At 50.5% G+C, this 24,096-nt stretch carries 24 protein-coding genes; 18 read left to right on the top strand and 6 right to left on the bottom strand.

Annotation, left to right across the window (positions count from 1 at the left end; all coding sequences use genetic code 11):
- Nucleotides 1-13: 13 nt before the first annotated feature.
- From RBH92_RS04560 to RBH92_RS04530, 7 genes are all read left to right on the top strand, one after another.
- Nucleotides 14-970: a beta-ketoacyl-ACP synthase III gene (locus tag RBH92_RS04560; protein WP_292924040.1), complete on the top strand. Its 957-nt coding sequence runs from the start codon at nucleotides 14-16 to the stop codon at nucleotides 968-970.
- 3 nt (nucleotides 971-973) lie between these two features.
- Nucleotides 974-1,918, top strand: a complete 945-nt coding sequence (fabD, locus tag RBH92_RS04555; protein WP_307933460.1) for an ACP S-malonyltransferase — start codon at nucleotides 974-976, stop codon at nucleotides 1,916-1,918.
- Nucleotides 1,919-1,973: 55 nt separating this feature from the next.
- Nucleotides 1,974-2,711: a 3-oxoacyl-ACP reductase FabG gene (gene fabG, locus RBH92_RS04550; protein WP_307933459.1), complete on the top strand. Its 738-nt coding sequence runs from the start codon at nucleotides 1,974-1,976 to the stop codon at nucleotides 2,709-2,711.
- A gap of 111 nt (nucleotides 2,712-2,822) precedes the next feature.
- Entirely contained in the window at nucleotides 2,823-3,062 is a 240-nt protein-coding gene (gene acpP, locus RBH92_RS04545) for an acyl carrier protein (protein ID WP_292917131.1), read from the top strand.
- Between the two features lie 43 nt (nucleotides 3,063-3,105).
- Entirely contained in the window at nucleotides 3,106-4,347 is a 1,242-nt protein-coding gene (fabF, locus tag RBH92_RS04540; protein ID WP_307933458.1) for a beta-ketoacyl-ACP synthase II, read from the top strand.
- Between the two features lie 17 nt (nucleotides 4,348-4,364).
- Nucleotides 4,365-5,360, top strand: a complete 996-nt coding sequence (gene mltG / locus RBH92_RS04535) for an endolytic transglycosylase MltG (protein ID WP_374049950.1) — start codon at nucleotides 4,365-4,367, stop codon at nucleotides 5,358-5,360.
- A gap of 39 nt (nucleotides 5,361-5,399) precedes the next feature.
- Entirely contained in the window at nucleotides 5,400-7,991 is a 2,592-nt protein-coding gene (locus tag RBH92_RS04530) for a glycosyltransferase family 39 protein (protein WP_307933456.1), read from the top strand.
- A gap of 6 nt (nucleotides 7,992-7,997) precedes the next feature.
- Here the strand turns inward: RBH92_RS04530 and RBH92_RS04525 are convergent, their stop codons facing one another.
- From RBH92_RS04525 to pgeF, 3 genes are all read right to left on the bottom strand, one after another.
- Nucleotides 7,998-8,411: a DUF4019 domain-containing protein gene (locus tag RBH92_RS04525; protein WP_307933455.1), complete on the bottom strand. Its 414-nt coding sequence runs from the start codon at nucleotides 8,409-8,411 to the stop codon at nucleotides 7,998-8,000.
- Between the two features lie 54 nt (nucleotides 8,412-8,465).
- On the bottom strand, nucleotides 8,466-9,275 hold the full coding sequence (locus RBH92_RS04520; RefSeq protein WP_307933454.1) for a ZIP family metal transporter: 810 nt from the start codon (nucleotides 9,273-9,275) through the stop codon (nucleotides 8,466-8,468).
- Between the two features lie 71 nt (nucleotides 9,276-9,346).
- Nucleotides 9,347-10,099 carry a peptidoglycan editing factor PgeF gene (gene pgeF, locus RBH92_RS04515; RefSeq protein ID WP_374049962.1) on the bottom strand — a complete coding sequence of 251 codons (753 nt, stop codon included), beginning with the start codon at nucleotides 10,097-10,099 and terminating at the stop codon, nucleotides 9,347-9,349.
- 223 nt (nucleotides 10,100-10,322) lie between these two features.
- Here pgeF and RBH92_RS04510 point away from each other — a divergent pair, with 223 nt between their 5' ends.
- From RBH92_RS04510 to RBH92_RS04475, 8 genes are all read left to right on the top strand, one after another.
- Entirely contained in the window at nucleotides 10,323-11,483 is a 1,161-nt protein-coding gene (locus RBH92_RS04510; RefSeq protein WP_307933452.1) for an ankyrin repeat domain-containing protein, read from the top strand.
- 14 nt (nucleotides 11,484-11,497) lie between these two features.
- Entirely contained in the window at nucleotides 11,498-12,253 is a 756-nt protein-coding gene (locus RBH92_RS04505; RefSeq protein ID WP_307933451.1) for a glycerophosphodiester phosphodiesterase, read from the top strand.
- Complete coding sequence (locus tag RBH92_RS04500; protein WP_307933450.1) at nucleotides 12,250-13,839, top strand: glycerol-3-phosphate dehydrogenase/oxidase; 1,590 nt, start codon at nucleotides 12,250-12,252, stop codon at nucleotides 13,837-13,839. The genes RBH92_RS04505 and RBH92_RS04500 overlap by 4 nt, the downstream gene beginning before the upstream one ends.
- Nucleotides 13,836-15,227, top strand: coding sequence for an FGGY family carbohydrate kinase (locus RBH92_RS04495; protein ID WP_307933449.1), 1,392 nt, complete (start codon nucleotides 13,836-13,838; stop codon nucleotides 15,225-15,227). The genes RBH92_RS04500 and RBH92_RS04495 overlap by 4 nt, the downstream gene beginning before the upstream one ends.
- Nucleotides 15,228-15,409: 182 nt before the next feature.
- Nucleotides 15,410-15,997 carry a protoglobin domain-containing protein gene (locus RBH92_RS04490; protein WP_292924014.1) on the top strand — a complete coding sequence of 196 codons (588 nt, stop codon included), beginning with the start codon at nucleotides 15,410-15,412 and terminating at the stop codon, nucleotides 15,995-15,997.
- A gap of 75 nt (nucleotides 15,998-16,072) precedes the next feature.
- Nucleotides 16,073-16,798, top strand: a complete 726-nt coding sequence (locus RBH92_RS04485) for a glycosyltransferase (RefSeq protein WP_307933448.1) — start codon at nucleotides 16,073-16,075, stop codon at nucleotides 16,796-16,798.
- A 26-nt stretch (nucleotides 16,799-16,824) separates the two neighbouring features.
- On the top strand, nucleotides 16,825-18,045 hold the full coding sequence (locus tag RBH92_RS04480) for a D-alanine--D-alanine ligase (protein WP_307933447.1): 1,221 nt from the start codon (nucleotides 16,825-16,827) through the stop codon (nucleotides 18,043-18,045).
- A complete protein-coding gene (locus RBH92_RS04475) occupies nucleotides 18,042-19,199 on the top strand; it encodes a D-alanine--D-alanine ligase family protein (protein WP_307933446.1) in 1,158 nt (385 codons plus the stop codon). Before RBH92_RS04480 ends, RBH92_RS04475 begins: the two co-directional genes overlap by 4 nt.
- On the opposite strand, the gene RBH92_RS04470 is transcribed toward RBH92_RS04475, so the two are convergent.
- A complete protein-coding gene (locus RBH92_RS04470) occupies nucleotides 19,176-20,171 on the bottom strand; it encodes an IS30 family transposase (protein ID WP_307931565.1) in 996 nt (331 codons plus the stop codon). The genes RBH92_RS04475 and RBH92_RS04470 overlap by 24 nt on opposite strands.
- Before the next feature lie 307 nt (nucleotides 20,172-20,478).
- Between RBH92_RS04470 and RBH92_RS04465 the strand changes: the two genes are divergently transcribed.
- Genes RBH92_RS04465 through RBH92_RS04455 form a run of 3 tightly spaced genes read left to right on the top strand, consistent with a single transcriptional unit; the run spans nucleotide 20,479 to nucleotide 22,023 of the window.
- Nucleotides 20,479-20,853: a PAS domain-containing protein gene (locus RBH92_RS04465; RefSeq protein ID WP_307933445.1), complete on the top strand. Its 375-nt coding sequence runs from the start codon at nucleotides 20,479-20,481 to the stop codon at nucleotides 20,851-20,853.
- On the top strand, nucleotides 20,829-21,605 hold the full coding sequence (locus RBH92_RS04460) for a sensor histidine kinase (protein ID WP_307933444.1): 777 nt from the start codon (nucleotides 20,829-20,831) through the stop codon (nucleotides 21,603-21,605). The genes RBH92_RS04465 and RBH92_RS04460 overlap by 25 nt, the downstream gene beginning before the upstream one ends.
- A 52-nt stretch (nucleotides 21,606-21,657) precedes the next feature.
- Complete coding sequence (locus RBH92_RS04455; protein WP_307933443.1) at nucleotides 21,658-22,023, top strand: response regulator; 366 nt, start codon at nucleotides 21,658-21,660, stop codon at nucleotides 22,021-22,023.
- Nucleotides 22,024-22,045: 22 nt separating this feature from the next.
- Here RBH92_RS04455 and RBH92_RS04450 read toward each other — a convergent pair whose 3' ends face one another.
- Nucleotides 22,046-23,263, bottom strand: a complete 1,218-nt coding sequence (locus tag RBH92_RS04450) for a hypothetical protein (protein WP_374049949.1) — start codon at nucleotides 23,261-23,263, stop codon at nucleotides 22,046-22,048.
- Nucleotides 23,264-23,279: 16 nt separating this feature from the next.
- Nucleotides 23,280-23,924: a CPBP family intramembrane glutamic endopeptidase gene (locus RBH92_RS04445; RefSeq protein WP_307933442.1), complete on the bottom strand. Its 645-nt coding sequence runs from the start codon at nucleotides 23,922-23,924 to the stop codon at nucleotides 23,280-23,282.
- Nucleotides 23,925-24,096 lie beyond the last annotated feature (172 nt).

Raw genomic sequence — 24,096 nt, 5'->3', positions numbered from 1 at the left:
ATTGGCCAGATAAATGTATTCAAGAATCACAGGTACAGGTAGTTACTTACCGGAAAAAATTCTCACCAACGCCGATCTGGAACGTATGGTCGATACCAGTGATGAATGGATACGAACCCGCACCGGCATCACGCAGCGTCATATTGCACGCGATGATCAGGTTGCCAGCGACTTGGCGTTGTATGCCAGCCAGAATGCCATGCAGGCTGCCGGCGTCAGCAGTGACGATATCGACTTGATTATCGTCGCCACGACAACGCCGGACATGATATTTCCGAGCACTGCGTGCATCTTGCAAAATAAACTGGGCATTGAAAATTGCCCGGCATTCGATGTGCAGGCGGTTTGCAGCGGCTTTGTGTATGCACTGGCAACGGCCGACATGTTTGTCAGCTCCGGGAAATGCCGCAATGCCCTAGTGGTAGGCAGTGAAATTTATTCCAAAATACTCGACTGGAACGACCGCAACACCTGTGTTTTATTCGGCGATGGCGCCGGAGCTGTGGTTCTGTCACAGAGCGATCAGCCCGGCATTTTATCAAGCCATCTCCATGCCAGCGGCAGTCATAGCAATATTTTGTCGGCCCCCGGGTGTATCAGCGGTGGAAGGGTGCAAGGCAATCCCTACATCAATATGGAAGGGAATGCCGTTTTCAAATTTGCCGTCAAAGTGCTCGAAGAAGTCGTGCAAGAAGCGGTTGAGAAAAATAATCTGCAATCGACCGATATTGATTGGCTCATCCCGCACCAAGCGAATATCAGAATAATACAATCGACCGCCAAGAAATTGGGATTACCGATGGATAAAGTTGTCGTATCGGTCGACAAGCATGGCAATACATCCGCAGCTTCGATCCCGCTGGCGCTGGATATCGCGGTACGGGACGGCCGTATACAGCGAGATCAATTGCTATTACTTGAAGGAGTTGGCGGCGGTTTTACATGGGGGGCAGTGTTACTGCGCTGGTGATTTATGACATTTTCATTTGTATTTCCCGGGCAAGGCTCGCAATCGGTTGGCATGATGAACGGTTACGCCGGGTTACCCGTCATTCAGGAAACTTTTTCAGAAGCTTCCGATATTCTCAAGCAAGATTTATGGTCCTTGGTGAGTAATGGTACAGCCGACGATTTGAATCTTACCGTCAATACCCAACCAATCATGTTGACTGCGGGAATCGCGGTTTATCGGGCATGGATGGATCTTGGCGGAACAAAACCGGCGATCATCGCCGGGCATAGCCTGGGTGAATACACGGCTTTGGTCGCGGCTGGGGCTTTGAGTTTTGCCGATGCGCTGGCATTGGTTCGCTATCGGGCGCAAGCAATGCAGCAAGCGGTACCGGAAGGCACCGGCGGAATGGCGGCAATTCTGGGACTGGACGATGCAATCATCGAAACCATCTGCCGCGACATAACCGCTCAAAGTAACAGCGAATCACTGGAACCGGCTAATTTCAACGCTCCGGGCCAAGTTGTCATCGCCGGACACAAAAATGCCATTCAACAAGGAATCGAACTGGCAAAAACGAAAGGCACCAAAAGAGCGATCATGCTGCCGATGAGCATCCCTTCGCATTGTTCGCTGATGAAGCCGGCCGCGGAACAGATGAAACAACAACTGGAAAAAGTGCCGCTGCATGCGCCGGACTTACCAATTCTGCACAATGCCGATGTAAAATCTCACACCAATCCGGCAACCATCAAAGACCGATTAGTGCAACAACTCGTAAGTCCAGTACGCTGGGTCGACACGATCCGGGCTATTGCGGCTACAGGCGTCACGCACGTGGTCGAATGCGGACCGGGAAAAGTGTTGGCTGGATTAAACAAACGTATCGATCAAAATTTGCAACAGCTCTCGCTGACGGATAGTGAAACCATCAAGCAAGCTGTTAATCAATTAAAGGCAGGTTAAACAAATGAATATTAATTACAAGTTGTCATGGCTCTGGTAATGATGGGGAAATGATATGGAAAACAGAATAACGTTAGTTACCGGTGCCAGCCGCGGAATCGGGCAGGCGGTAGCGCTTAAGCTCGGTCAACACGGCGCAGTGGTAATTGGCACAGCCACTAGTGAAAATGGCGCCAACGCAATTAGCCAGTACTTGGAAAAAGCCGGCATCAAAGGACATGGCGTAGTCCTGAATGTCAATGATGCTGCGCAAATCGAAAGCACTATCGCGGATATCCGTGAGAAATTCGGTGATGTCGAAATATTAATCAATAACGCTGGAATTACCCGTGATAATTTGCTCGTTCGCATGAAAGATGAGGAATGGGATGACATTATGGAAACCGATTTGAAATCGGTATTCCGCTTAAGCCGCGCGGTGCTTCGCGCAATGATGAAAGCTCGTTACGGTCGTATCATCAATATTTCATCGGTTGTCGGTGCTATGGGGAACATGGGGCAAACGAATTATGCCGCGGCCAAAGCTGGCATTTTTGGATTCAGTAAATCGCTGGCGCGAGAAGTTGGCAGTCGCAATATCACTGTTAACTGTGTTGCTCCCGGCTTTATCGATACCGATATGACCCGCTCGCTGGCTGATGCCTTTCAACAAAACCTGATCCAACATGTCCCGCTGGGAAGATTAGGACGCCCTGAAGAAGTCGCCTCGGCCGTGGCTTTTCTAGCTTCTTCAGCAGCCGGCTACATTACAGGTGCAACGCTTCACGTAAACGGCGGAATGTATATGGATTAACCTCCAGATCGAGGTCTGCGAAGGAGGATTATTAGCTAAGTTGCAGTGTTGTTGAGATTGAAAATTTGTTAAAATAATCGAGTTTATCTTACCTGATAAGGAAATACCTAGATGGAAAATATTGAACAGCGTATTAAAAAAATTGTTGCTGAACAACTGGGCGTTAACGAGGCTGAAGTTAAAAATGAATCGTCCTTTGTTAATGATCTTGGAGCCGATTCACTCGATACGGTTGAACTGGTAATGGCGTTGGAAGAAGAATTCGAATGTGAAATTCCGGATGAGCAAGCTGAGAAAATCAATACCGTCCAGGAAGCGATAGACTACGTCACAGCACACACCACGAATTAGTATTAGTTTCTTCACAAGATAAGCACATTCACGCGGAGTCATTTTGTCCAAACGCAAGGTAGTAGTAACCGGACTGGGTATCGTCTCGCCTGTAGGAAGCACAATTTCCAGCGCATGGGATAACATTATTTCAGGAAAATCCGGAATCACCCGGATTACTCGTTTCGATGCATCCGCTTTTGCTTCACAGATCGCTGGCGAAGTAAAAGATTTTGATATTCACCAATACCTCTCGCCCAAAGAGGCTCGCCGGATGGATATTTTCATTCATTACGGCATGGCAGCGGCTATCCAAGCCGTAAAAAATGCTGGCATTGACGATATTTCTCATCTCGATCCGGAAAGAATTGGCGTGAATATCGGCTCAGGTATTGGGGGACTGCCGATGATAGAGAATACCGACACCGCTTATCATGCCGGCGGACCGCGTAAAATTTCACCTTTCTTTATCCCCAGCACGATTATCAACATGATCGCCGGTAATTTATCCATCATGTATGGATATAAAGGACCTAATTTTGCGATTGTAACCGCTTGTACAACGGCGACGCACAGCATTGGCAATTCCGCGCGCATGATTGAATACGGCGATGCCGATGTGATGGTTTGTGGCGGCGCGGAATCTTGTGTTACGCCATTGGCCATCGGCGGCTTCGCGGCCGCTAAAGCTTTATCAAGCCAAAATGACCATCCGGAATCCGCAAGCCGTCCTTGGGATATTGATCGTGATGGTTTTGTGTTAGGTGAAGGCGCAGGCGTTTTGGTACTGGAAGAAATGGAACATGCCAAAAAACGCGGAGCGAAAATTTATGCCGAACTTGCGGGTTTTGGAATGAGCGCCGACGCTTTTCATATGACCGCACCCTGCGACGACGGAGAAGGTGCCGCGCGCTGCATGTCCAATGCACTCAAAAATGCAGGTATTGATACGACTGCAGTTGATTACATTAATGCACACGGTACTTCGACCCCATTGGGAGATATTGCGGAAACAATCGCGGTTAAGCGCTGCTTTGGCGATCATGCCCGGAAATTGGCTGTTAACTCCACAAAATCCATGACAGGTCACTTACTGGGCGCTGCCGGAGGCGTAGAAGCAATTTTCTCGGTTCTGGCCATCCATCATAAAATTGCACCGCCCACGATCAATCTGATCAATCAAGACCCGCAATGTGATCTGGACTATATTCCCAATGCTGCCCGGGATATGGATATCAAAGTTGCTTTATCCAACTCCTTCGGATTTGGTGGAACCAACGGCACGCTTGTTTTCCGAAGTGTGTAATCTTATCCATCCGATGCATGCGCACGCTAAGACGCCTCCTCTATATTAGTGTGCTTATGGCCATGCTGCTTGTGGCATGGTTTTATCTTCATGTTCATTCGAGTATCACGCTTCCAACCCTACCCTATGAGTTTTCCGTCCGCGCAGGCAGTAATCTAAAACAGGTTGCACAGCAGTTGGAAGACGATGGGGTTATCCTCAATAAGTGGACCTTCATCCTACTTGCTCGTTACTTGGATCAAGAATCAGCAATCAAAGCAGGCGATTATCTGCTCAATGAAACAGTTACTCAGCTGGCGCTTCTAAATTACTTAACTTCTGGCGATGCCAAGCGCAATGCAGTAAGATTCATTGAAGGCTGGACATTCGCGCAATTACGGCAAGTGCTAAATGAACACCCGCTTATAAAAAATCTCACGGCTGATTTAGATGAATCAGAGATCTTACGCATGATCGGTGCAACCGAAACCGCCGCGGAAGGGATTTTTTTCCCCGATACCTACTATTTTTTGAAGGACAGCAGCGATATCGAGATTTTGCAGCGCGCTTATCGCACCATGCATAAGCACTTGCAATCAGAATGGGCATCGCGCACCCAGTCATTACCATTAACGACACCTTATGAAGCGCTGATTCTGGCGTCGATCGTCGAAAAAGAAACCGGTGTGGAAACCGACCGCGCCGAAATCGCCGGCGTGTTCATTAACCGGCTGCGGCAAGGAATGCGATTGCAAACGGATCCTACGGTCATTTATGGCTTGGGTGAACAGTTTGATGGAAATCTTCGCAAGAAAGATCTTTTAGCCGACCAAGCCTATAACACCTATACGCGTCACGGCTTGCCGCCCACGCCTATCGCCATGCCGGGTCTTGCCTCCATTCGTGCCGCACTGAACCCCGCTGAGACCGATTCTCTTTATTTTGTTGCAAAAGGCAATGGTGAATCGCATTTTTCCACAAACCTGGCGGATCACAATAAGGCCGTTAATAAGTACCAGAAACAACAAAAATAAAATGCCGCCATTACTCCCTGAACCCGCCTTTGGAATTGCATGACCGATTTTTCCATCGTAGTGCCCACACTCAATGAAGCTGAGAATATTGATGCACTCGTCACCCGCCTTCTAGCCCTGGATCTTACTCCGGGATCCTTTGAAGTTATTTTTGTGGATGACGGCTCCTCCGACGGCACACCGGATAAAGTGCGGAACTGGGCCAAACAAACCAGCGTCCGCCTGATCGAACGGCGCGAGAAACCCGATCTAACCGGTTCGATTCTAGCGGGTGTTGCAGCAGCCAAAAGTAACGTCATTGTCGTGATGGACGCGGATCTGAGTCATCCGCCCGAACGATTGCCGGCTATTGTCACGCCGGTATTGAACCATTCTTACGATGTTGCCATCGGCAGCCGCTATATCGCCGGCGGCAAAACCGAGAATTGGCCGTTGTACCGCCAACTGCTATCACGCATCGGCGGTTTGATTGCGCGCCCCATCTGCGATGTCAACGACGCCACCTCCGGCTTTTTTGCGTTCCGCCGCGAACTGGCAGATAACATTTCAGGTCATGCGCGCGGTTACAAGATCTTGCTGGAACTGTTGATGGCCAACCAAGGGAAAATCCGTGTCACGGAAATCCCGATCTGCTTTAGCGATCGCACGCACGGCGCATCGAAATTATCGTTTTCTCATCAGCAGGCATACCTGCAACGTTTGGTCACTTTAGCCGGCGGCACCGCTTCGCTCAATACCGCGGGCCGGTTTGCGGTTGTTGGATTGTTCGGCGTGATCATCGACGCTTTGGTTTTCCAATGGATGATCAGCCGTGACGCCGGACTTGCGATGTCACACTTTGTCAGTTTCTTCGTGGCCGCAACCACCAATTACGCGTTAAATTCCAAATGGTCTTTCCGGGATCATCATGAGGGTTATTTACACTGGCATCAATTCGGCCGCTTCCTGACCGTTGGTCTGCTGGCTTTATTGCTGCGTGGCGGCGTCTTAGCATTGCTGGTTTATGTCTTGCAGGTTCCACCCGCACTGGCAATTTTTCCGGCGATTGCCGCTACCGCTATCGTGAACTATCTCGGTTCCGCTTTTTATGTCTTTCCTGATCAAAAGAATCCGCCATCCCTCGATATCCAATGGCGTACGGCGGCTATCGGCATTGTTCTATTCGCGGTACTGCTACGTTTGGTTTATTTCGGCCTGGCCCAGCTCATTCCGGACGAAACCTACTATTGGCAATACGCGCAGCACATGGATCTGAGTTTTTACGACCACCCGCCCATGGTCGCTTGGTTGATTTGGTTAGGCACATCGATCTTAGGCCACAACGAATTTGGCGTTCGAATCGGCGCGTTGCTCAGCGGGTTGATCGCAATGGGATATTTGTATGCCATGGCGCTGAATTTGTATGACAAATCGACCGCGATGCGCACCATGTTGTTGCTGGTCATCTTACCGCTGGGATTCGGTTCGGGTTTTTTGATGATTCCGGATGCGCCGTTAGTCGCCGCATGGGCTGCCACCCTCTATTACATGGAACGCGCGCTGGTTGCAGAACAACGTTCCGCCTGGCTCGGAATGGGCATTGCTTTCGGTCTCGGACTGCTATCCAAGTATACCCTCGGGCTATTAGGAATTGCCGCACTGGTGTTCGTCATCATCGATCCCGCCGCGCGCCGCTGGATGTTGCGTCCTTATCCTTATCTGGCCGCACTGCTGGCATTGCTGCTGTTTTCACCGGTGATACTGTGGAACTATGAAAATGATTGGGCGTCGTTTGCTTTCCAATCCAATCGCGTGCTGACGGATCGCTATCAGTTTGCGGTTCATCAATTATTGCTTCACATCATCGTATTATTAACACCCGTCGGCTTTGCCGCAGCGGCACTCGCTTTATTCTCAATCAAGAAACCGGACGATCAACCACTGGAACGCAGACAGCATTTGTTTGTGCAAATTTTCACCGGCGTCCCCTTGATCATCTTCTTCATTGCAAGCCTATCGGATGCACCGCGATTTCACTGGACCGCCCCCATCTGGCTGGCAATTTTACCCACCATCGCCTGGATGATTGGCCATAGCAGCCAACTCGGAGCGTTTGGCAGGCGCATCCAAAAGGGCTGGCGGCTCATGGCCGTCAGCTGTATTCTGGCCTATGCGTTTGTATTGCACTACGTCGTATTGGGAATACCCGGCATTCCCTATCATCTGTTTACCGAACATTATTTCTGGCGGGAAACGGCCGATGAAATCAAACAAATTGTTGAAGATGTCAGGAATCAAACCGGCAAGGAACCGGTTATCGTAGGCATGAGCAAATGGTCGGTTGCCAGCGCCCTGGCGTTTTACACTCATGGCAGCGCAGCATTGGATATCCGCTCACGCAATATGTTTGGCGATAGCGGCGCCATGTATGAATACTGGCAACCTTCACAAGCACCTGTGGATCGCCCGGTCATTCAGGTTGGCATGAAACGCCGTCACCTGGAAAAAACCCGGCAGGGTATCGATCTCAAACCGATGCTAGTGCAACCCGGATCGATTGAGTATCGCGTGATAGAACGTTACGGCACGCCGGTAAGACGCGTCTATTACCGGATTTCGGAAGGATTCAGAGGCGCGACATCAGGAAATTAGGCCACTTCACTTAATCGCATAATCCGCGATCTGCCAAGCATTCTCGCCGGTTTTAGCCAGTGTAACCGTTTCCATTGCCAGCCCTTTCTCAGCGAAAGTCGTATAAAACTGCAGCACGATATATTCGCCGTCCGGAAATCCGGAGATTGATTTGGTCGCACCTGCGGTAGCCAAATACCGGGCGGTCATTGCACCACGAGGGGTTCTGATTCCAGCTATCGATTTTAGCCATTCTGCTTCCGGAGTTTTGGTTTTAAATAAAGTCGACGACATTTCCCAGCTTTCTTTGTATTTTCCATCATCCACTAACTCAAACCATGATCGCGCAACACTTTCCACTGCTTTCAAGACTACGCTGTCATCCGCTTGTGCAAAGCTGCTGCAAACAAGTAACAGCATAAGTATGAACCATTGTTTCATTGTTTAAGTCCTTATCATATAAAAACATTATTCACATCAACCACTTACTTCCAATCATCCGGCATGGGGAAATATATCCCCAATGATCCAGATTGATGCGATTCCCAACAAAATCAAAGTCACTTGCTGGATAGTCGCATGAATTTCCGGGCGTTTATGCAATCCGGGGATTAAGTCTGACATGGCCACATAAATCATACTTGCAGTGGCAATTGCCAATAGCGGTTGTATCAGATAATTCATGTTATGCAGCGCGAAATAAGCCAGAACGCCGCCAACCAGTGTTGCAAAACTGGAAAATAAGTTCATCAGAAACGCCTGGCGGCGAGTGTAGCCGGAATTCAGCAAGATAATAAAGTCGCCGGCTTCTTGCGGAATCTCATGCGCAATGATGGCAATCGAAGTGACGATGCCCAATTGCACATCGACCATAAATGCAGCCGCAATCAATATTCCATCAACAAAATTGTGAAACGTATCACCGACAATCACCATCATCCCGCTACGGCCGTGATCGTGCTGGTGATAATGCGATGGTGGCGCTTCTAATGCGTGGCCTTGCGAAGGATCATGCGCTTCGCAATTCTCCAAATGACAATGCCGCCACAACACGAGTTTCTCTAGGATAAAAAAAGCCAGGATGCCAAATAATACCGTCATTGACACTTGCACGGGATTGTCGGAAAGCTCAAGCGCTTCCGGCAAGGTATTCAAGAAAGCGGCTCCCAGCAATGCGCCAATCGCATAGGAAATCAGCGAGGATAACCAGGATATCCTGGCATTGAGCGCCAGCACGGCGGCAAGCAAGATACTCAACACCCCGCCCAGCAAACTGGCGGCGATGATCCAGGTAAGCGTCGACATAAAACTAATCGAAAAGGAAAGGCGGGATTATACGCTGTTGCAGCTGACTAAATTCACCCGATCAACAAATTTTACTCAAACCAGATCAGCGCCGCCATCCGCCCGGTTTCACCATCGCGGCGGTACGAAAAGAAACGTGACGAATCGCTATAAGTACAGATTCCACCGCCATAAATTTCTGAAATACCGCAACCGTTGAGCCGTTGCCGGGCCAACAAAAAAATGTCTGCGAACCACTTCGCCTCGCCGCCAGACTGCTTGGGTTGAAAAGCTTGCCCCGCCCGTTCCTCATGCCGCACAAACGCCGCATAAACCTCCGCGCCGACTTCAAAATGATCCGGCCCAATGGCGGGTCCCAGCCACGCGATTAATTGACGGGGATTCACTCCCATCGCTTCAACGGTATTTTCGATGACGCCATTGGCCAAACCGCGCCAGCCGGCATGCACAATCCCCACGGCTGTGCCCGCTTGATCACACAGCAATACCGGTAAGCAATCGGCCACCATTACCGCACACACGGTACGGTGCTGGCGACTGAATGCGGCATCCGCTTCGGGAATCCCGCCCGCAACATGTTCAATCTGAACCGGCAGCGTACCGTGCACTTGTTTTAGCCATTTCGGTTCCTGCGGCAAGTGACGCCGCAATAAAGCCCGGTTCTGCGCCACATTCTCCAATTCATCATTCACATGAGCGCCGAGATTCAATGACGCATACATCCCGCGGGAACCGTTACTGACACCGCCGTTACGCGTAGTAAACAGCGCCTTGACATTATCCGGCGCCGGCCAATCCGGAACGATCCAGTCTTTGGTTGTAATCACTTGCCTATTCCTTGAAAATATCTAAAATTCTTTTGCCCGGCTCACAAAATCTCTGCAATCCCTGAGAAAACTTCAATCCCAATTCAATCTTTAACCGGATATTTCTGAGTTAAAATATCAAAGATAAGAAGTAACAATCAAATTCAATGCATATGCACTGATCCGTTATCTCCTTAATAACCCGAAATTGACAATAACAAGCCCGTAATAGGTGTAATCAATGAATTATATAAAGAACTACCTTTTGATAATACTGAAATCTTTAGCTCGCATCATCGTAATTTTCGTACTATTAACCCCTTCAACTCATGCCGCAACCGAAGATGAAACCGAATTCCTCAGGGCTGCATTCTCGGGAAAAACCGAGACCATCACGCAATTTCTGGAGAAAGGCGTCAATGTCAATTTTCAAAACGAAATGGGATTTACCGCATTGATCATAGCTTCGCAATTCGGTCATAGCGAGATCGTCAAAAAACTCCTGGAAAGCAATGCTGATGTCAATCACAAGAATGCTGGCGGGGTCACGGCATTGATCATCGCTACCAAAAACGGCCATGCGGATATTGTCGATATGCTCTTAGCCAAAGGCGCTGACATTAATGTCCAAACCACCGATGGCATTACCCCGCTGATGCTGGCCATCCAGAAAGGACGAGATGCCATCGTCGATACCTTGCTGGACAAAGGCGCGGACATTCATCTGCAAACCCAGGAAAAACTCACGGCATTGATCATCGCCGCCATGGAAGGCAAAGGTCCGGTGGTCGATAAACTGCTGGAAAAAGGCGCCAAAGTTGACGATCTAGCGTCGGACAATACTACCGCGCTGTACATGGCCGCCCGGAATGGTCATGTCGCGATCGTTGAAACCTTGTTAGCAAAAAATGCCGCCGCCGATTTAGTGGCTGCCAACAACACCACGCCATTATTTATCGCAGCGCAAAATGGCCATAGCGATATCGTTAACGCGCTACTGGCAAAGAACGCCAAAGTCGATGTGCAAGATCAAAATAGCGCCACACCGTTGACTCTGGCGGCTTTGATGGGGCACAGCGAAATCGTGAAAGCGCTGATCAAGCACGGCGCTGCAATCGATCACAAAGCCACGAATGGATTCACTCCGTTGATTCTGGCCGCGCAAAACGGCCATACGCCGGTCATCGAAGTTTTATTGGAAAACGGCGCAAAAATTGACTTGCAAAACGACGACGGCGTCACCGCGCTGATGTGGGCCAGCCTCCATGATCATGCCGATGCCGTCAAAGTATTGCTGGCAAAAGGCGCGAGCACTTCGATCAAAAGTAAAACCGGAAAAACCGCAGCAGAAATTGCGAAAGATCCGGCAATTATCGAGCTGCTGCAAGCCGCCAAAAAATAATTACGGATACCTGTATGAATTCGATGCTTGAACACTCGCAACCGGAAAAATGCCAAGTGTTCGCGCATCGCGGCGCCAATCGTGAAGCCATAGAAAACACCCGCAACGCTTTTGATAAAGCGTTGCGTTACGCCATCGACGGTATCGAGACCGACGTGCAGCTAAGCCGCGATGGGGTAACAGTGCTTTGGCACGACCGTTTTCTCGATAAGATCGGAATGAGTGGTAAACACATCGACGACTTCGATTACCAGCAATTACGCGCACTGATCAATCCGGATTCGGATAATGAAGGTATCATGACGCTGGACGATTTTCTGCGCAGTTACCGGCAACGCTGCCGGCTACTGATCGAAGTCAAGAACCGCGATTGGGAGCCGGTCTCACGTCATCATGCCAAAATGCGGCAAACGCTCGACTTGATCGGTAGCGATCCCGGTCAGCGCATACTGGTCTCGTCGTTTAATCTCGCAAGCCTGGAATACGCGCACCGGTATCGCGTCGAATCTCCGTTGATTTATAACTTTGAAACCGGTCAAACCATCGGCGATGCACGCAAGCTGCTGGCAACACATGCTTTCTTACACGGCTTCTGCCTGTCGATCGACAGTATCGATCAAGCCATCGTCGATTTATTGCACGATTACGATAAATGTGCCGGTGTCTATACTTGCAACAGTGATGACGAGATCACGAAAGCATTACAGCTTGGCGTGGATATCCTGATTAGCGACTTGCCGCAGCGAGCGCTGATGCTGCGCGATCGATGAACCGCGATTTCGCCGCGCTGCAACATCCAACACTCGATCTTTTGATTTGCGGCGGCGGTATTTACGGCGCCTGGACGGCGTATGACGCCGCGTTGCGCGGCCTGAAAGTCGCCATCGTCGAACAAAACGACTGGGCCAGCGCAACTTCATCCGCTTCGACCAAATTGATTCACGGCGGTTTGCGTTATCTGGAAACGTACGATTTCAAACTGGTCAGCAAATCGCTCCAGGAACGCACCCGGCTGCTGCGTCTCGCACCCCACCGCGTCTGGCCGCTGCGCTTCGGCGTACCCGTCTTTGCCCGGCAGCGGTTCAACCGGTTGCAACTGAAATTGGGACTGTCGCTATACGATTATCTGGCTCACGATACCGATCCGTCCATGCGGCATCGATATTTCAATCCCGGGCAATTCAGCGCGCATTTTCCGGCAATCAAGCAAAATCAACTGAAAGGCGGTTTCACCTACGCCGACGCGCAAACCGACGACGCCCGCCTGGTTTTGGAATTGATCGCCGGCGCGCAAATGGCCGGTGCTTATTGCATCAACTACTGCCAGTTGGCGCAAATTCTGGAAACAGAAGGCAAGGCCGGCGGCGCGATCGTTCGCGACCAGCTAACTGGTAATGAACTTACCATCCATGCCCGTCAAATCGTGTTCACCACCGGTCAATGGTTAGCCAGAGAACCACCCAGCCGGGATTGGTGCCGCCTCGCCAAAGGGGTGCATCTGGTCATGCCTGCCGTACTGGATGCGGATGCACTGTTACTGACGGCTCCCGCCGATGACCGGGTTTTCTTTATGATTCCGTGGTACGGCATGACGTTGCTCGGCACAACCGATACCAACTTCGACATTGATACCGGGCCGATAGCGGTTGAAGCCAGCGATATCGACTACTTACTCGCCGCTGCCAATCACTATCTGGAAGTACCTTGGACTCGCAGCGACATCATCGGCAGTTTTGCCGGTGTGCGGGTGTTTAAGCAATCTTTGCAATCCGCCACGAGCGGATCGCCATCCGCATTGAGCCGCGACTGGGAATTGAAAACCGCTGCCAACGATGTGCATTACGCCATTGGTGGAAAAATCACTTCCTCCCGGCAAGACGCGGCGCGTATCGTCGATACTATCTGCGAGAAACTCGGCAGTGCCGCAAAATGCACCACGCAGGAAAAATTATTACCGTGGGCGCCCCCGGGTAATTTTGCAACCTGGTTCTCGCAGGTGACGGCGCAAGCGGCACAACTTGGGATCGATGCCATCAGCGCTCACTGGCTGCTGCGTCGTCACGGCATGAAAGCACCAGAAATCCTTCGACAAATCGAAACCAATGCGCAACTGGCGCAACGCATTGTGCCGGAAGTACCGCTCATTCTCGCCGATTTGCTGCACTGCGCTACCAACGAAATGGTCGTTCATTTGGACGACCTGCTGCGCCGGCGCTTGCCGCTGCTCATTTTAGCCAAGCTTAGCGATGAACAACTTTATGAAATTGCACGATTGGTTGCTGATCCTTTGCATTGGGACAGCGCGCGCGTCGCGCAAGAGATTTCCCGTTGCAGCGTCTTCCGGAACCAGGAATGATTGCAGCAGCCTCTTTGGATTTAGGCTCCACCTCCATCAAAGCGGCTTTGATGGATGCCTCCGGCAATCTTTCCTGCATCGTTTCCCGCCCGGCGCCGGCTATCAATGGACAGCGGGGCCGCTATGAAAGCGATGCCCTGCAATACGTTGAAACAGCCGATCAAGTGCTCGCGCAATGCCTTGCGGATACCAATCCGAAACCGCCGTTAGGCTTGTGCAGTCAGCGTTCGTCTTTTTTGATTTGGGATAATGCCAGCGGCCAACCGGTCACGCCGCTGATCTCGTGGCAAGACGATCGCGGCGCCAGTTGTTGCGACCAACTGCACGCATCGGCCGGCATCATTCAATCAAAGACCGGCTTACGGCTAACGCCCTATTACCTCGCTCCCAAACTCAGTGTGTTATTGCAGCAAAACCCGTTATGGCCCCAGAAACTGATCACGGGTGAATGGCTGGCCGGTACCTTGGATACCTTCTTGATTTGGCGCTGGACGGATAAGCAGTATTTCATCACCGATGCCTCGATGGCTGCACGCACGCTCTTAATGGATATTCACCAACTGCAATGGATGGAGGATTTGTGCAAGCTGTTCGATATTCCGCGGTCGATTCTCCCGGCGATTCAGCCTTCAACCGGGTTCAATCTTCTTTTGAAGAATGGATTGACGTTGCAAGCCAGCGTTGGCGACCAATCCGCCGCACTGATCGCCAGCTTGACCCATTCATGCAACGAAGCATTGGTCAATCTCGGCACCGGCGGCTTTGTCATCCGCTCGCTTAAAAGCGGCGAACCGGCATTCGGCGGCTACCTGCAAACGCTGGTATTCCAAAACCGCAACCAGCCGGCGCAGTTTGCCATCGAAGGTACGCTCAATTCCATTGCCGCCGCGCTCGCCCCCTATCCGGTGAATGCTTGTTCCCTGCAAGATCTGGCCACAAACGATATTTTTTGTTTAGCCGAACCCAGCGGCCTGGGTGCGCCCTATTTCCGCAGCGACTGGGGGCTTTATTTTTCTCAGCCGGTCACTCATTTAAGCCGGCAACAAGCCGCTTCGCTGTTACTCGAAGCGATCATTTTCAGAGTGACGCGCATCCTCGAAGAATTTCACCGGCACACGCCATTGACAGGCGTTTTATTATCCGGCGGCTTATCCGCCTTGCCCTGTTTGCAACAGGGAATCGCTCAGTGCATTGCCGTGCCGGTATTTCATTTACAGCAACAGGAAGCCAGCTTGCAAGGTGCTGCCATGCTGGCCGCCGGACTAACAGTTACCAGCCGGACAGACAGGCAAAGAATCGTTATTGAACAAACCAATGACAAACTCGGCAAAAAATACCGGCAGTGGCAGTTTTGGCTGGATGCTTTGCTGAAAAGCCCGGTCAAGTGACATGAAAAAATCTAGCCTTGCGAATTATCAATCCTGTAAAATTCGCACCGCGAATATCGGTTCATTGGAATGATTCTCGAACTATGATTGAATGCATCATCGCATGATATTGACTGATTGGGTAACGACCCACGTTGTTACCGCTGACGATCGACATCTTAAATTACAAAAAAGGAAATTTTATGGCAAATATACCCGGTTATACTTACGGCACCGCTGCCGTTGCAAAATCTCCCGTTTCCATGGACGATTTTGCCAAACTCAAACAAGCCTCATTATTTGGCGACGACGATGTGCGTTACTTGAAAATGTCGCATGACGTGTTGAAAGATCAAGTCGAGCAAATTCTGGATGTATGGTATGGATTCGTCGGCTCAACTCCCTTTCTGCTGCACTACTTTACCAATGCATCCGACGGCCAACCGAATATGGATTACCTCGGCGGCGTGCGCAAACGTTTCGGCCAATGGATTCTGGATACCGCCAACGCCGATTACAATCAAGATTGGCTGAATTATCAACACGAAATCGGCTTGCGTCATCACAGCACGAAGAAAAACACCACCGACAATGTGAAAGCAGTACCGATCATTCACGTGCACTACATTTTTGCATTGCTGATCCCGATCACCACCACGCTGCGCCCATTCCTGGAAAAAGGCGGCCATTCGCGCGACGATGTCGACCGCATGCAAGACGCATGGCGTAAATCGGTATTGATGCAAGTGATTCTGTGGTCACAACCTTACATTAAATCCGGCGAGTTTTAATGGATACCGGAGAGCGGCAGCATCGCTCTCCGTTGATCCGTACCGCAACTATCCATTTTTTCTCCGTCACTATTAATGCACCTTTCGATTGTTATCCCGGCGTTCAATGAAGAGCAATTGATTCTTGATTGCTTGCAATCGATCCAACAATCAGTCGGCGCCAATCAGCGCCCCGGTTTTACCCACGAAGTCATAGTCGTAGACAACAATTCCACCGATAAAACCGCCGAGCTCGCCAAGCAAGCAGGCGCGCAAGTGGTGTTCGAACCGGTCAATCAAATCGGGCGCGCGCGCAATACTGGCGCTGCAGCCGCAACCGGTGATTGGTTACTGTTTGTCGATGCCGACAGCTTGCTTAATCCGGGGATGGTGGCCGATATCCTGAAATTGATCGACAGCGGCCGCTATGTCGGATGCGGCAGTGTCCTGCACATGCCCGGTTTGCCCTGGTGGGGCAATGCCGCGATGCGGCTTTGGACGGCATTATCGGTAACTTTCCATTGGGCAGCAGGCGCATTGGTGGTTTGCCGTACCGATGCCTTCCGCGATGTGGGCGGTTTCAATCAGGAATTGTTCGCCGCCGACGAAATCGATTTAAGTGAACTTCTGAAAAAATGGGGACGGCAACGTGGCTTGAAATTCACGATACTGTCCCGTCATCCATTGGAAACTTCTCCACGAAAAATCCAGCTATATACCGGCCGTGAAATTGCCGGACAATTATTGCGTGTCATCTTTAGCCCCCGTAAAACGTTACTCGACAAAAAGAAATTACCGATCTGGTACGACGGTAGACGATAAACGTTTTAAGTTGGGGTTTAAAATACGTGACAACTCAATTGCCTTCGCTGAAGCTGGCGCTGGTTTGCGGCGGTACCGGCGCTGAGCATATCGGCAGCATCGAAAGTGCGCTGTGGATACTCAGCCAATTCCGTCCGGATCACCGGCCTAGCTTTTTCTACCAGCACCCTGACGGCCGCTTGGCGGAAGCCGCGGAATTACCGGGTTTATTCGAAACGTGGGCGGCTCATCCCTACATCAAAGCCTGGAGCGATCCGGCAGGCGCCGAGCAATGCCGAGCTATCTTCCGGCAAGCAGCGGCTTGGCGAGGAGTCCCATGGACCACCTTGACCAGCGGCGATTGGGACTTGGTCTGGCCGGCTTTTCATGGCCGCGGCGGCGAAGACGGCAGTTTCCAAGGTTTTTGCGAAAGCTTGGATCTGCCCTACGCCGGTTGCGGTATCGCAGCGTCCGTCATCAGCGTCGATAAAATCAAAACCAAGGCGATCCTGCGGGTTTCCGGTTTGCCGGTGCTGCCGCAAGCCACCATCGACGATTGGGAATTAGGCACCGATAGCGCGTTTTCAGCATTGATTGGACTGCCGAAGGATCATCAATACCAATCCGGATCAAGTTTCGATGCAATCAAAGCCATCAGCCCGGCACTGGCCGAGCGCATAATCGAAATAGAGCAACGCTTGCAGTACCCGGTTTTCGTCAAACCGGCCAGCCTGGGATCGTCGCTCGGCGTCACCAAAGCCATCAACCGCCAGGAACTGATTACTGCGCTGATTCAATCATTGACGCTAGACCGGCGTGTGCTGATTGAACCGCAATGCAATTGGCCGGAGTACGGCATCGGATTGTGCGGTCTCGACGATCCGAGGGTTTCTTTAGTGGTTGGGTATGCACTGAATCCGGATTTTTTCGATTACGAAGCCAAATTCGGCAATCAGGCGCAAGACGATGCCATTCCAGCCCGCCTCGATGCTAACCAAACCCGCCAACTTCAGGAACTTGCCGTAGCCGCCTGGCATGCGCTGGATCTGGAAAGTTGCGCTCGAGTCGATTGTTTCTATGAGAATGGCCAATTCGCAATCAACGAAGTCAATACCATGCCGGGTTTCGGCGCGCACAGCGTCTATGCCGAAGCATTCACCAAAGCCGGTTTGCCGCCAACCGCTTTACTCGATCAGATCATGGCTGCCGGATTGAATCGCCACCGGCGGCGCAATCAACTTAATACCGGATTTAAGGATCGGCTATGAACAAAACCCGTCAAACCGTAACTGTCCTATTCGGCGGCAAAAGCCCGGAACACTGGGTGAGCGTTAAATCCGGGCTGTTTGTCCTGTTACACCTCGATCCTTCGCGCTATCAGGCTCGCGGCGTTTATTTCGACCAGCAAGGTAAACCGGCGCCTGCTGCTACTTGCCGCGATGCAATCGCGACTTTCTTTGCCCGCAACGACGTCACTTTCTTCGGCCCTGGCGAGACGCCACCGACGGGTGATCTCTGCGCATGGCTGCAGGAACGCGCGCATCCGTCCGGCGACACTTGCCTTCGCGATGGCGGCCAAGGCGACTGGGGACTTTTCCTGCCGGTTTTTCATGGTCAAGGCGGCGAAGACGGCAGCATTCAAGGCTTCCTCGAATTTTTGCGCTTGCCCTACGGCGGCTGCAATATGGAAGGTTCGGCGCTGGGAATCGATAAAATTCTGACCAAGCAATTCTGCGAAGCAGCCGGACTGACCGTCGCACCTTGGGCTATGGTCACCAACGTTACCTGGGCTCATGATGCGCAGGCCTGCCTGGAACGCTGCCGCCCCTTGGGTTTACCATTGTTCATCAAACCCGCCCGCTTGGGCTCGTCGATCGGCTTGCACCGTGTTACCCGCTTCGAAGAGCTAGCATCCGCCATCGAAAACGCACTGAAATGGGATAGCCGAATCCTGGTGGAAGCGCAGGTACCAGGCATCGAATACGGCATCGGCGTTGCCGGCAATCAAGCGCATCCGAGAATCTCCGCCATCGCCGAATCCACCTTGCGTGCTGACAGTTTCGACTACGACGCCAAATACAGCGCCGGCGCGCTCGACGATATCGTTCCCGCCCGGCTGGACGAAACCGATACCGCCAAACTACAGGACTTTGCTGTAAAAGTCTGGCGCGCATTGGACATGCGCGGAATCGCCCGCATCGATTGTTTCCTGGGTCCCCAAGGCCCGGTGCTCAACGAAGTCAATACTATGCCGGGACTCTCCGCCTGGGCGCCGTTCGTCATGGCATGGCGGCATGCCGGTGTCCGCGCGCCGGATTTAATGGATTTGGTGGTTCGGGAGGCTCTGGAACGATATCACGCTTCTCCCGGAAAAAGCGCATTCAATCAATGCGCGGATTCAACTTCGAAGTGCAACACCTAGCGGTGGCTTGGTATAGCGCACCGTCTTTCCGAAGAACACCTCAAACGGGGTTCTGAATCCAAGCACCTTGCGCGGTCGATGGTTGAGTCTATCCACCGCCCATTGTACTTGTTCCTGGGTCACCTTAATCAATTCCATTCCCTTGGGGAAATACTGCCGCAGCAGCCCATTGCTGTTCTCGTTCAAGCCGCGCTCCCATGAATGATAAGGATGAGCGAAGTAGATATCCACATTGAGTTTCGCAGCAATGGTTTCATGCTCCGCAAATTCTTTCCCGTTGTCGAATGTCATGGTGTGGCACTTGCGTTTATGGGGGCGCAGCAATCGCGTTACCGCCGCCGTTACGCCCGATGCATGTTTGCCGGGCACTTGGGCTGCCAGAATGTAGCGCGACTTCCTCTCGGCCAGCGTAACCAATGCGCCTTGATGGTTCTTGCCGATTACGGTGTCGCCCTCCCAGTCGCCTATGCGGTTCTTCTGATCCACGATCCCCGGACGCTCATCAATGCCGATCCGGTTCTTGATCGTGCCCCGGCGCTCTTGACCGCTCGCATAACGCTTCCTGCGGGGCTTCTGGCAACGCAAATGCCGCCACAGGTCGCCACCTCGACGCTTGTCTGCATATATGTGCAAGTAGATCGTCTCGTGACTGATCTGCAACACACTTTCCAAAGCAAGTCGACGGGCCGCTTGCTCCGGACTCATGTCCAGCCGAACCAATCGCTCAACTTCCGTCCAGTCCGACATTGATAAACGCTGGGCGTTGGCGCATTGTTTTCGGCGCTCGTTCCGTAATTCCTGCGCCTGCTTGGGATACCAGTCACGCCGACCCTTGTTCCGCCTGAATTCCCGCGAAATCGTCGACTTGCTCACGCCCACTGCATCCGCTATTCGCGATTGGTTCAAACCCGCCTTCTTCAAGCCGGAAATCTGGTATCGTTGCTCGCTGGTGAGCTGCTTGTAGTGCTTCATCTGTGCTCCTTCTACTTGGTCGTTTAAGAAGCTCCGATACTACCGCAGCTTGCTTCCTAAACTTCCTTACAAAAGTTGCACTTCAATTTTGAATCCACCATGGTAGAAATTCCCAGGAAAAAACAGCCGGAAACTCATCATTGAATATGGGGCGGTCTCCAAATATATTTCACTCTTTCCTGGTTTATCTCCTTTAAAAACATTATTATCAGTCATCAAATTGATTCCCTTCCGATGACTTTATGACAGCTATTTTGGTGGCATTCTCGCTGGCTTGTATTGGCTATATTGCATATCTCCATCACCGGTGCGGTACAACAATACTAGAACATCGATGCGTGTGCGGGCGATTGAGGTCATCATTCAGACGACTCGCTACGGCGTTATCGAAACCGATTTGAACGGAACCATTCTGATCTTTAACCCTGCTGCCAAAAAAATGCTGGGCTACCGCGCAGAAGAAGTGATTGGCCAAGTAACACCCGCCATTATTCATGTACCTGAAGAAATTGCAGATCGTGCAACAGAACTAGGCATCGAGCCGGGATTTGACGTTTTCGTCAAAAAACCTCGGGAAAAGCGCGAAGTTGAAACCAGGGAGTGGACCTATATCCGCAAAGATCAATCGACATTTGTGACTTTTTTATCGATCAGTCATTGCGAGATGCGAACGATCATTTAATCGGCTATGTCGGTGTTTTCGAGGATATTACCGCATTCAAGGAGTGGCAAAAAGCGCAGCAAATGAAAGATGAATTCTTGGCGAATGTCAGTCACGAACTGCGTACCCCTCTCAACGCCGTGATGGGTTTGTCTGCGCTAATTGCAGTGGAATCCGATCATGAAAAGATTAAAAATTATGCGCGCAACATCCATCTATCCGGCGGGCATTTGCTCGATATCGTAAACGAATTGCTCGATTTCTCGAAAATTCAAGCGGGTAAATTCCATATCGAAAAAACACGGCTGCCACTCATCAAAGTATTCAAGGATTGTCATGCGATATTACTCGCTCTGGCAAAGGAAAAGCGCGTTAACCTCCGGTTCGATTATCAGGACATCGCTGAAGATCTCCATGTAGAAGACGATGAAATCCGGTTAAAACAAGTCATCAACAATATCGCGTCCAATGCGATCAAATTTGCAGAAGGCGGTATCGTTGAGATTATTGCCAATTATTGCGATGGTCAGCTCTCTATCATCTTTAAAGATAACGGTATCGGCATGGATGCAAGTGTCCTCAGAAATCTCTTCAACCCGTTTTATCAAGCGGATGGTTCGATAACCCGGAAATTTGACGGCACCGGTTTGGGATTGGCGATTTCCAAAAACATCGTCGATAAAATGGGCGGATCAATCACGGTAGAATCATCAGCCGGTAAAGGGTCGGCTTTTAATTTGTCAATTCCTTTATATCACGCACTTCAAGAATAAGAACAATCCGCAGACATCGTTATCATGTATTAATCGCGGAAGAGATAGTCCGTTGAATCAGCTGATTCTGGAGCACATATTACACCGGTTTGAATTAAACGTGACGAAGGCTCGCGATGGTAAGGAAGCACTTGATTTAGCGCTCAGAAATACATTTGATCTTATCCTGATGGATATGCAAATGCCTGAAATGGATGGCATCCAATCAACCAAAATACTAAGAGAAAATGGAATTCTGGTGCCGGTAATTGCTTGCACGGCGAATGCTTATCAAGAAGATAGAACAGCTTGCATCGCGTCCGGCATGAACGATTTCATTACCAAACCAATCGATGTTTCAGCGCTTAATGCGTTACTCATTAAATATCTCACAACACCAGCGCAATCCGCCGCCGGGCACTTAACTTCGAAAGATTAAAAAAGGATATTGCCGTGAAACACTATTTGGCAATCGTGATACTCGGCACGCCAATTCGCGGCAAATCGGTAACGGTCATCTGGAACAACAGGAATAATAACTGAAAAGCATCGCGATTCCAGCGTGCATAAGGACCGGAAGTATTAACGGCGTAATAGCGGTTGTCCCAACGAATAGAGAAATCCGCACCGGGCGGCGGTGTGCCGGAAACCGAAAATGCCAGAGTTAAATCAGGGTTCTCATTGCCGAGTATGGGTGGTGTTCTGGAATCTTTCTCGACATGATAACCAGCTTCCGTTCCCAGTGACTTACCCAGAAAACCGAGAATCGCATGAAAACTTCTTAGCCGGAAAAACCCGCTCATCGGCCATTCACCTCCGGAATAGCCGTCACGGATATCGAACGCAATATCGCTTACATCCCATTCACGAGCGCGTTCGTTCAATTTCTCACGCTCTGCTTCGGTCAGTGAATCAGGATCGTAATTGGTGATCAGAATCGGTCCGGGAATTTGTTTGCGTAGCGAAAAAGTATCATCGCCGGTGTTATAGTGCACGACAAATTCCTTTTGCAACGACTGGAAACTATCAGGCGCAATCGTAGCGGCGGGAACCGTCCAACTATGCGTCAGTAATAGTGGTTCTGCATACAGTTGGTTGTGATCTTGAATCGCTGAAAGATGCAGTACGACGCGGCGAAACATTTCATAGCCGGACTTGTCCGACGGGCTGTTGCGGTAAACACCATACTGGCCGGAATCTTCCATACGCACTTCCTGAGCCATCATGCGCAGCAACATATCGACATCGTAGTGCTGACGTAGCAACAATGTCAGCTTGCTTTGCGGAAAGGGTGTCAGCAGCCGTTTGGTAAATTCTTCGCCTTCAATCGGCACGATACTGATCGTCGGGCTTTCGGCCAGACTACCGCCGAAAATCGGCATCAAGGTTGCCCCGGCAAGTCCTCCCAATGCCGGCGTCGCGCCGGCATTGGCAGCAAAAGTGAAAGTAGCGGCAATGTTGGATACGCCGGTGAAATGAATCGGCTGCCGGTAATGCGCACGAACGATATTCACCAGTAATTGCTGTGAGATGGCGTCGGTAACCGCTTCATCATAAGCGATAACAGCACGGTTCAACGCAATTGGAGATAAACAACCGGTTAGCAAAATCAGGGTGAGAAAATACGAAAAATACTTCCCTAAGGTACGCGGCTTCAGTTTCGTTTTTCTATACTTCACCCATCATCTCACTATTTTAAAATCCGCCTTTTCTAAAAAGCGCAGACAAATCCATCGTCAGTGCGACACTGCAGTGAATCATAACACCCAACCAAATACTCTTGCTTTTTAAGCTGAAAAATCCCAGTACAGTTCCGGCTATGATTGCAGCAATGGTTTCTGCCATCGGTTTACCAAAATGAATCATACAATACGGAATCACCATAACAAAAATGGCATAAAATCCAAAACGCTGCTTTGTTCCATGCAGAATAAATCCTCGAAAGAAAAACTCCAACGCAACGAACTGAATAAAGTAAATGATTTCCCAAATGAAAAACTTAGGAAATAAATTTTCACCCTGGGCGACTTCATAGAAAGGATAGCGTTCCAAAAAGCTAGCAGAACCGGAAAAATAGATCACCAGCGGAATCATGAAAACCAGCATGCCCAGGTACAGTGGATAATCTTGCAGCGCTCCCTTTGAACTCAGGCCATAATCGGACAGTTTTTCCTTAAAAACAAACAGAATAATGCCTACGGGTACAATCAAGTAGAAGAAAATAGCCACTGCGGCCCAATACGTCAGCATGTAGAGTTGACCATTGACAGGATCGTCAATGATGCTTTGCATGATCTCGGCAAGTTGATTTAGACGCAGATCATGCAAGATGGAAATCAAGAACCAGGGATTTCCAAGATAACGTGTACACGTCAAGGATAATGCAACGATCAAACAAATCGACACAACTTTAAGATCGATGCGATTGATATTCTCCTGTAAAAACTTTAAGGAATTAGCCTCCGATTTTAGAAAAATCAATGAAAGAAGTTTGTTGTTTATCATAATGCTT

It is taken from the genome of Nitrosomonas sp. sh817, assembly GCF_030908545.1.
GTDB lineage: Bacteria > Pseudomonadota > Gammaproteobacteria > Burkholderiales > Nitrosomonadaceae > Nitrosomonas.
Note: the sequence above shows the minus strand (reverse complement) of the source record. Positions and strands in the feature narration are given on the sequence as shown.

Bases quoted from the DNA above. Each gene is read 5' to 3' on its own strand.
- RBH92_RS04560 (WP_292924040.1), top strand. From the start codon at position 14: ATGTATTCAAGAATCACAGGTACAGGTAGTTACTTACCGGAAAAAATT.
- fabD (WP_307933460.1), top strand. From the start codon at position 974: ATGACATTTTCATTTGTATTTCCCGGGCAAGGCTCGCAATCGGTTGGC.
- fabG (WP_307933459.1), top strand. From the start codon at position 1,974: ATGGAAAACAGAATAACGTTAGTTACCGGTGCCAGCCGCGGAATCGGG.
- acpP (WP_292917131.1), top strand. From the start codon at position 2,823: ATGGAAAATATTGAACAGCGTATTAAAAAAATTGTTGCTGAACAACTG.
- mltG (WP_374049950.1), top strand. From the start codon at position 4,365: ATGCGCACGCTAAGACGCCTCCTCTATATTAGTGTGCTTATGGCCATG.
- RBH92_RS04530 (WP_307933456.1), top strand. From the start codon at position 5,400: ATGACCGATTTTTCCATCGTAGTGCCCACACTCAATGAAGCTGAGAAT.
- RBH92_RS04525 (WP_307933455.1), bottom strand. From the start codon at position 8,411: ATGAAACAATGGTTCATACTTATGCTGTTACTTGTTTGCAGCAGCTTT.
- RBH92_RS04520 (WP_307933454.1), bottom strand. From the start codon at position 9,275: ATGTCGACGCTTACCTGGATCATCGCCGCCAGTTTGCTGGGCGGGGTG.
- RBH92_RS04510 (WP_307933452.1), top strand. From the start codon at position 10,323: ATGAATTATATAAAGAACTACCTTTTGATAATACTGAAATCTTTAGCT.
- RBH92_RS04505 (WP_307933451.1), top strand. From the start codon at position 11,498: ATGAATTCGATGCTTGAACACTCGCAACCGGAAAAATGCCAAGTGTTC.
- RBH92_RS04500 (WP_307933450.1), top strand. From the start codon at position 12,250: ATGAACCGCGATTTCGCCGCGCTGCAACATCCAACACTCGATCTTTTG.
- RBH92_RS04495 (WP_307933449.1), top strand. From the start codon at position 13,836: ATGATTGCAGCAGCCTCTTTGGATTTAGGCTCCACCTCCATCAAAGCG.
- RBH92_RS04490 (WP_292924014.1), top strand. From the start codon at position 15,410: ATGGCAAATATACCCGGTTATACTTACGGCACCGCTGCCGTTGCAAAA.
- RBH92_RS04485 (WP_307933448.1), top strand. From the start codon at position 16,073: ATGCACCTTTCGATTGTTATCCCGGCGTTCAATGAAGAGCAATTGATT.
- RBH92_RS04475 (WP_307933446.1), top strand. From the start codon at position 18,042: ATGAACAAAACCCGTCAAACCGTAACTGTCCTATTCGGCGGCAAAAGC.
- RBH92_RS04470 (WP_307931565.1), bottom strand. From the start codon at position 20,171: ATGAAGCACTACAAGCAGCTCACCAGCGAGCAACGATACCAGATTTCC.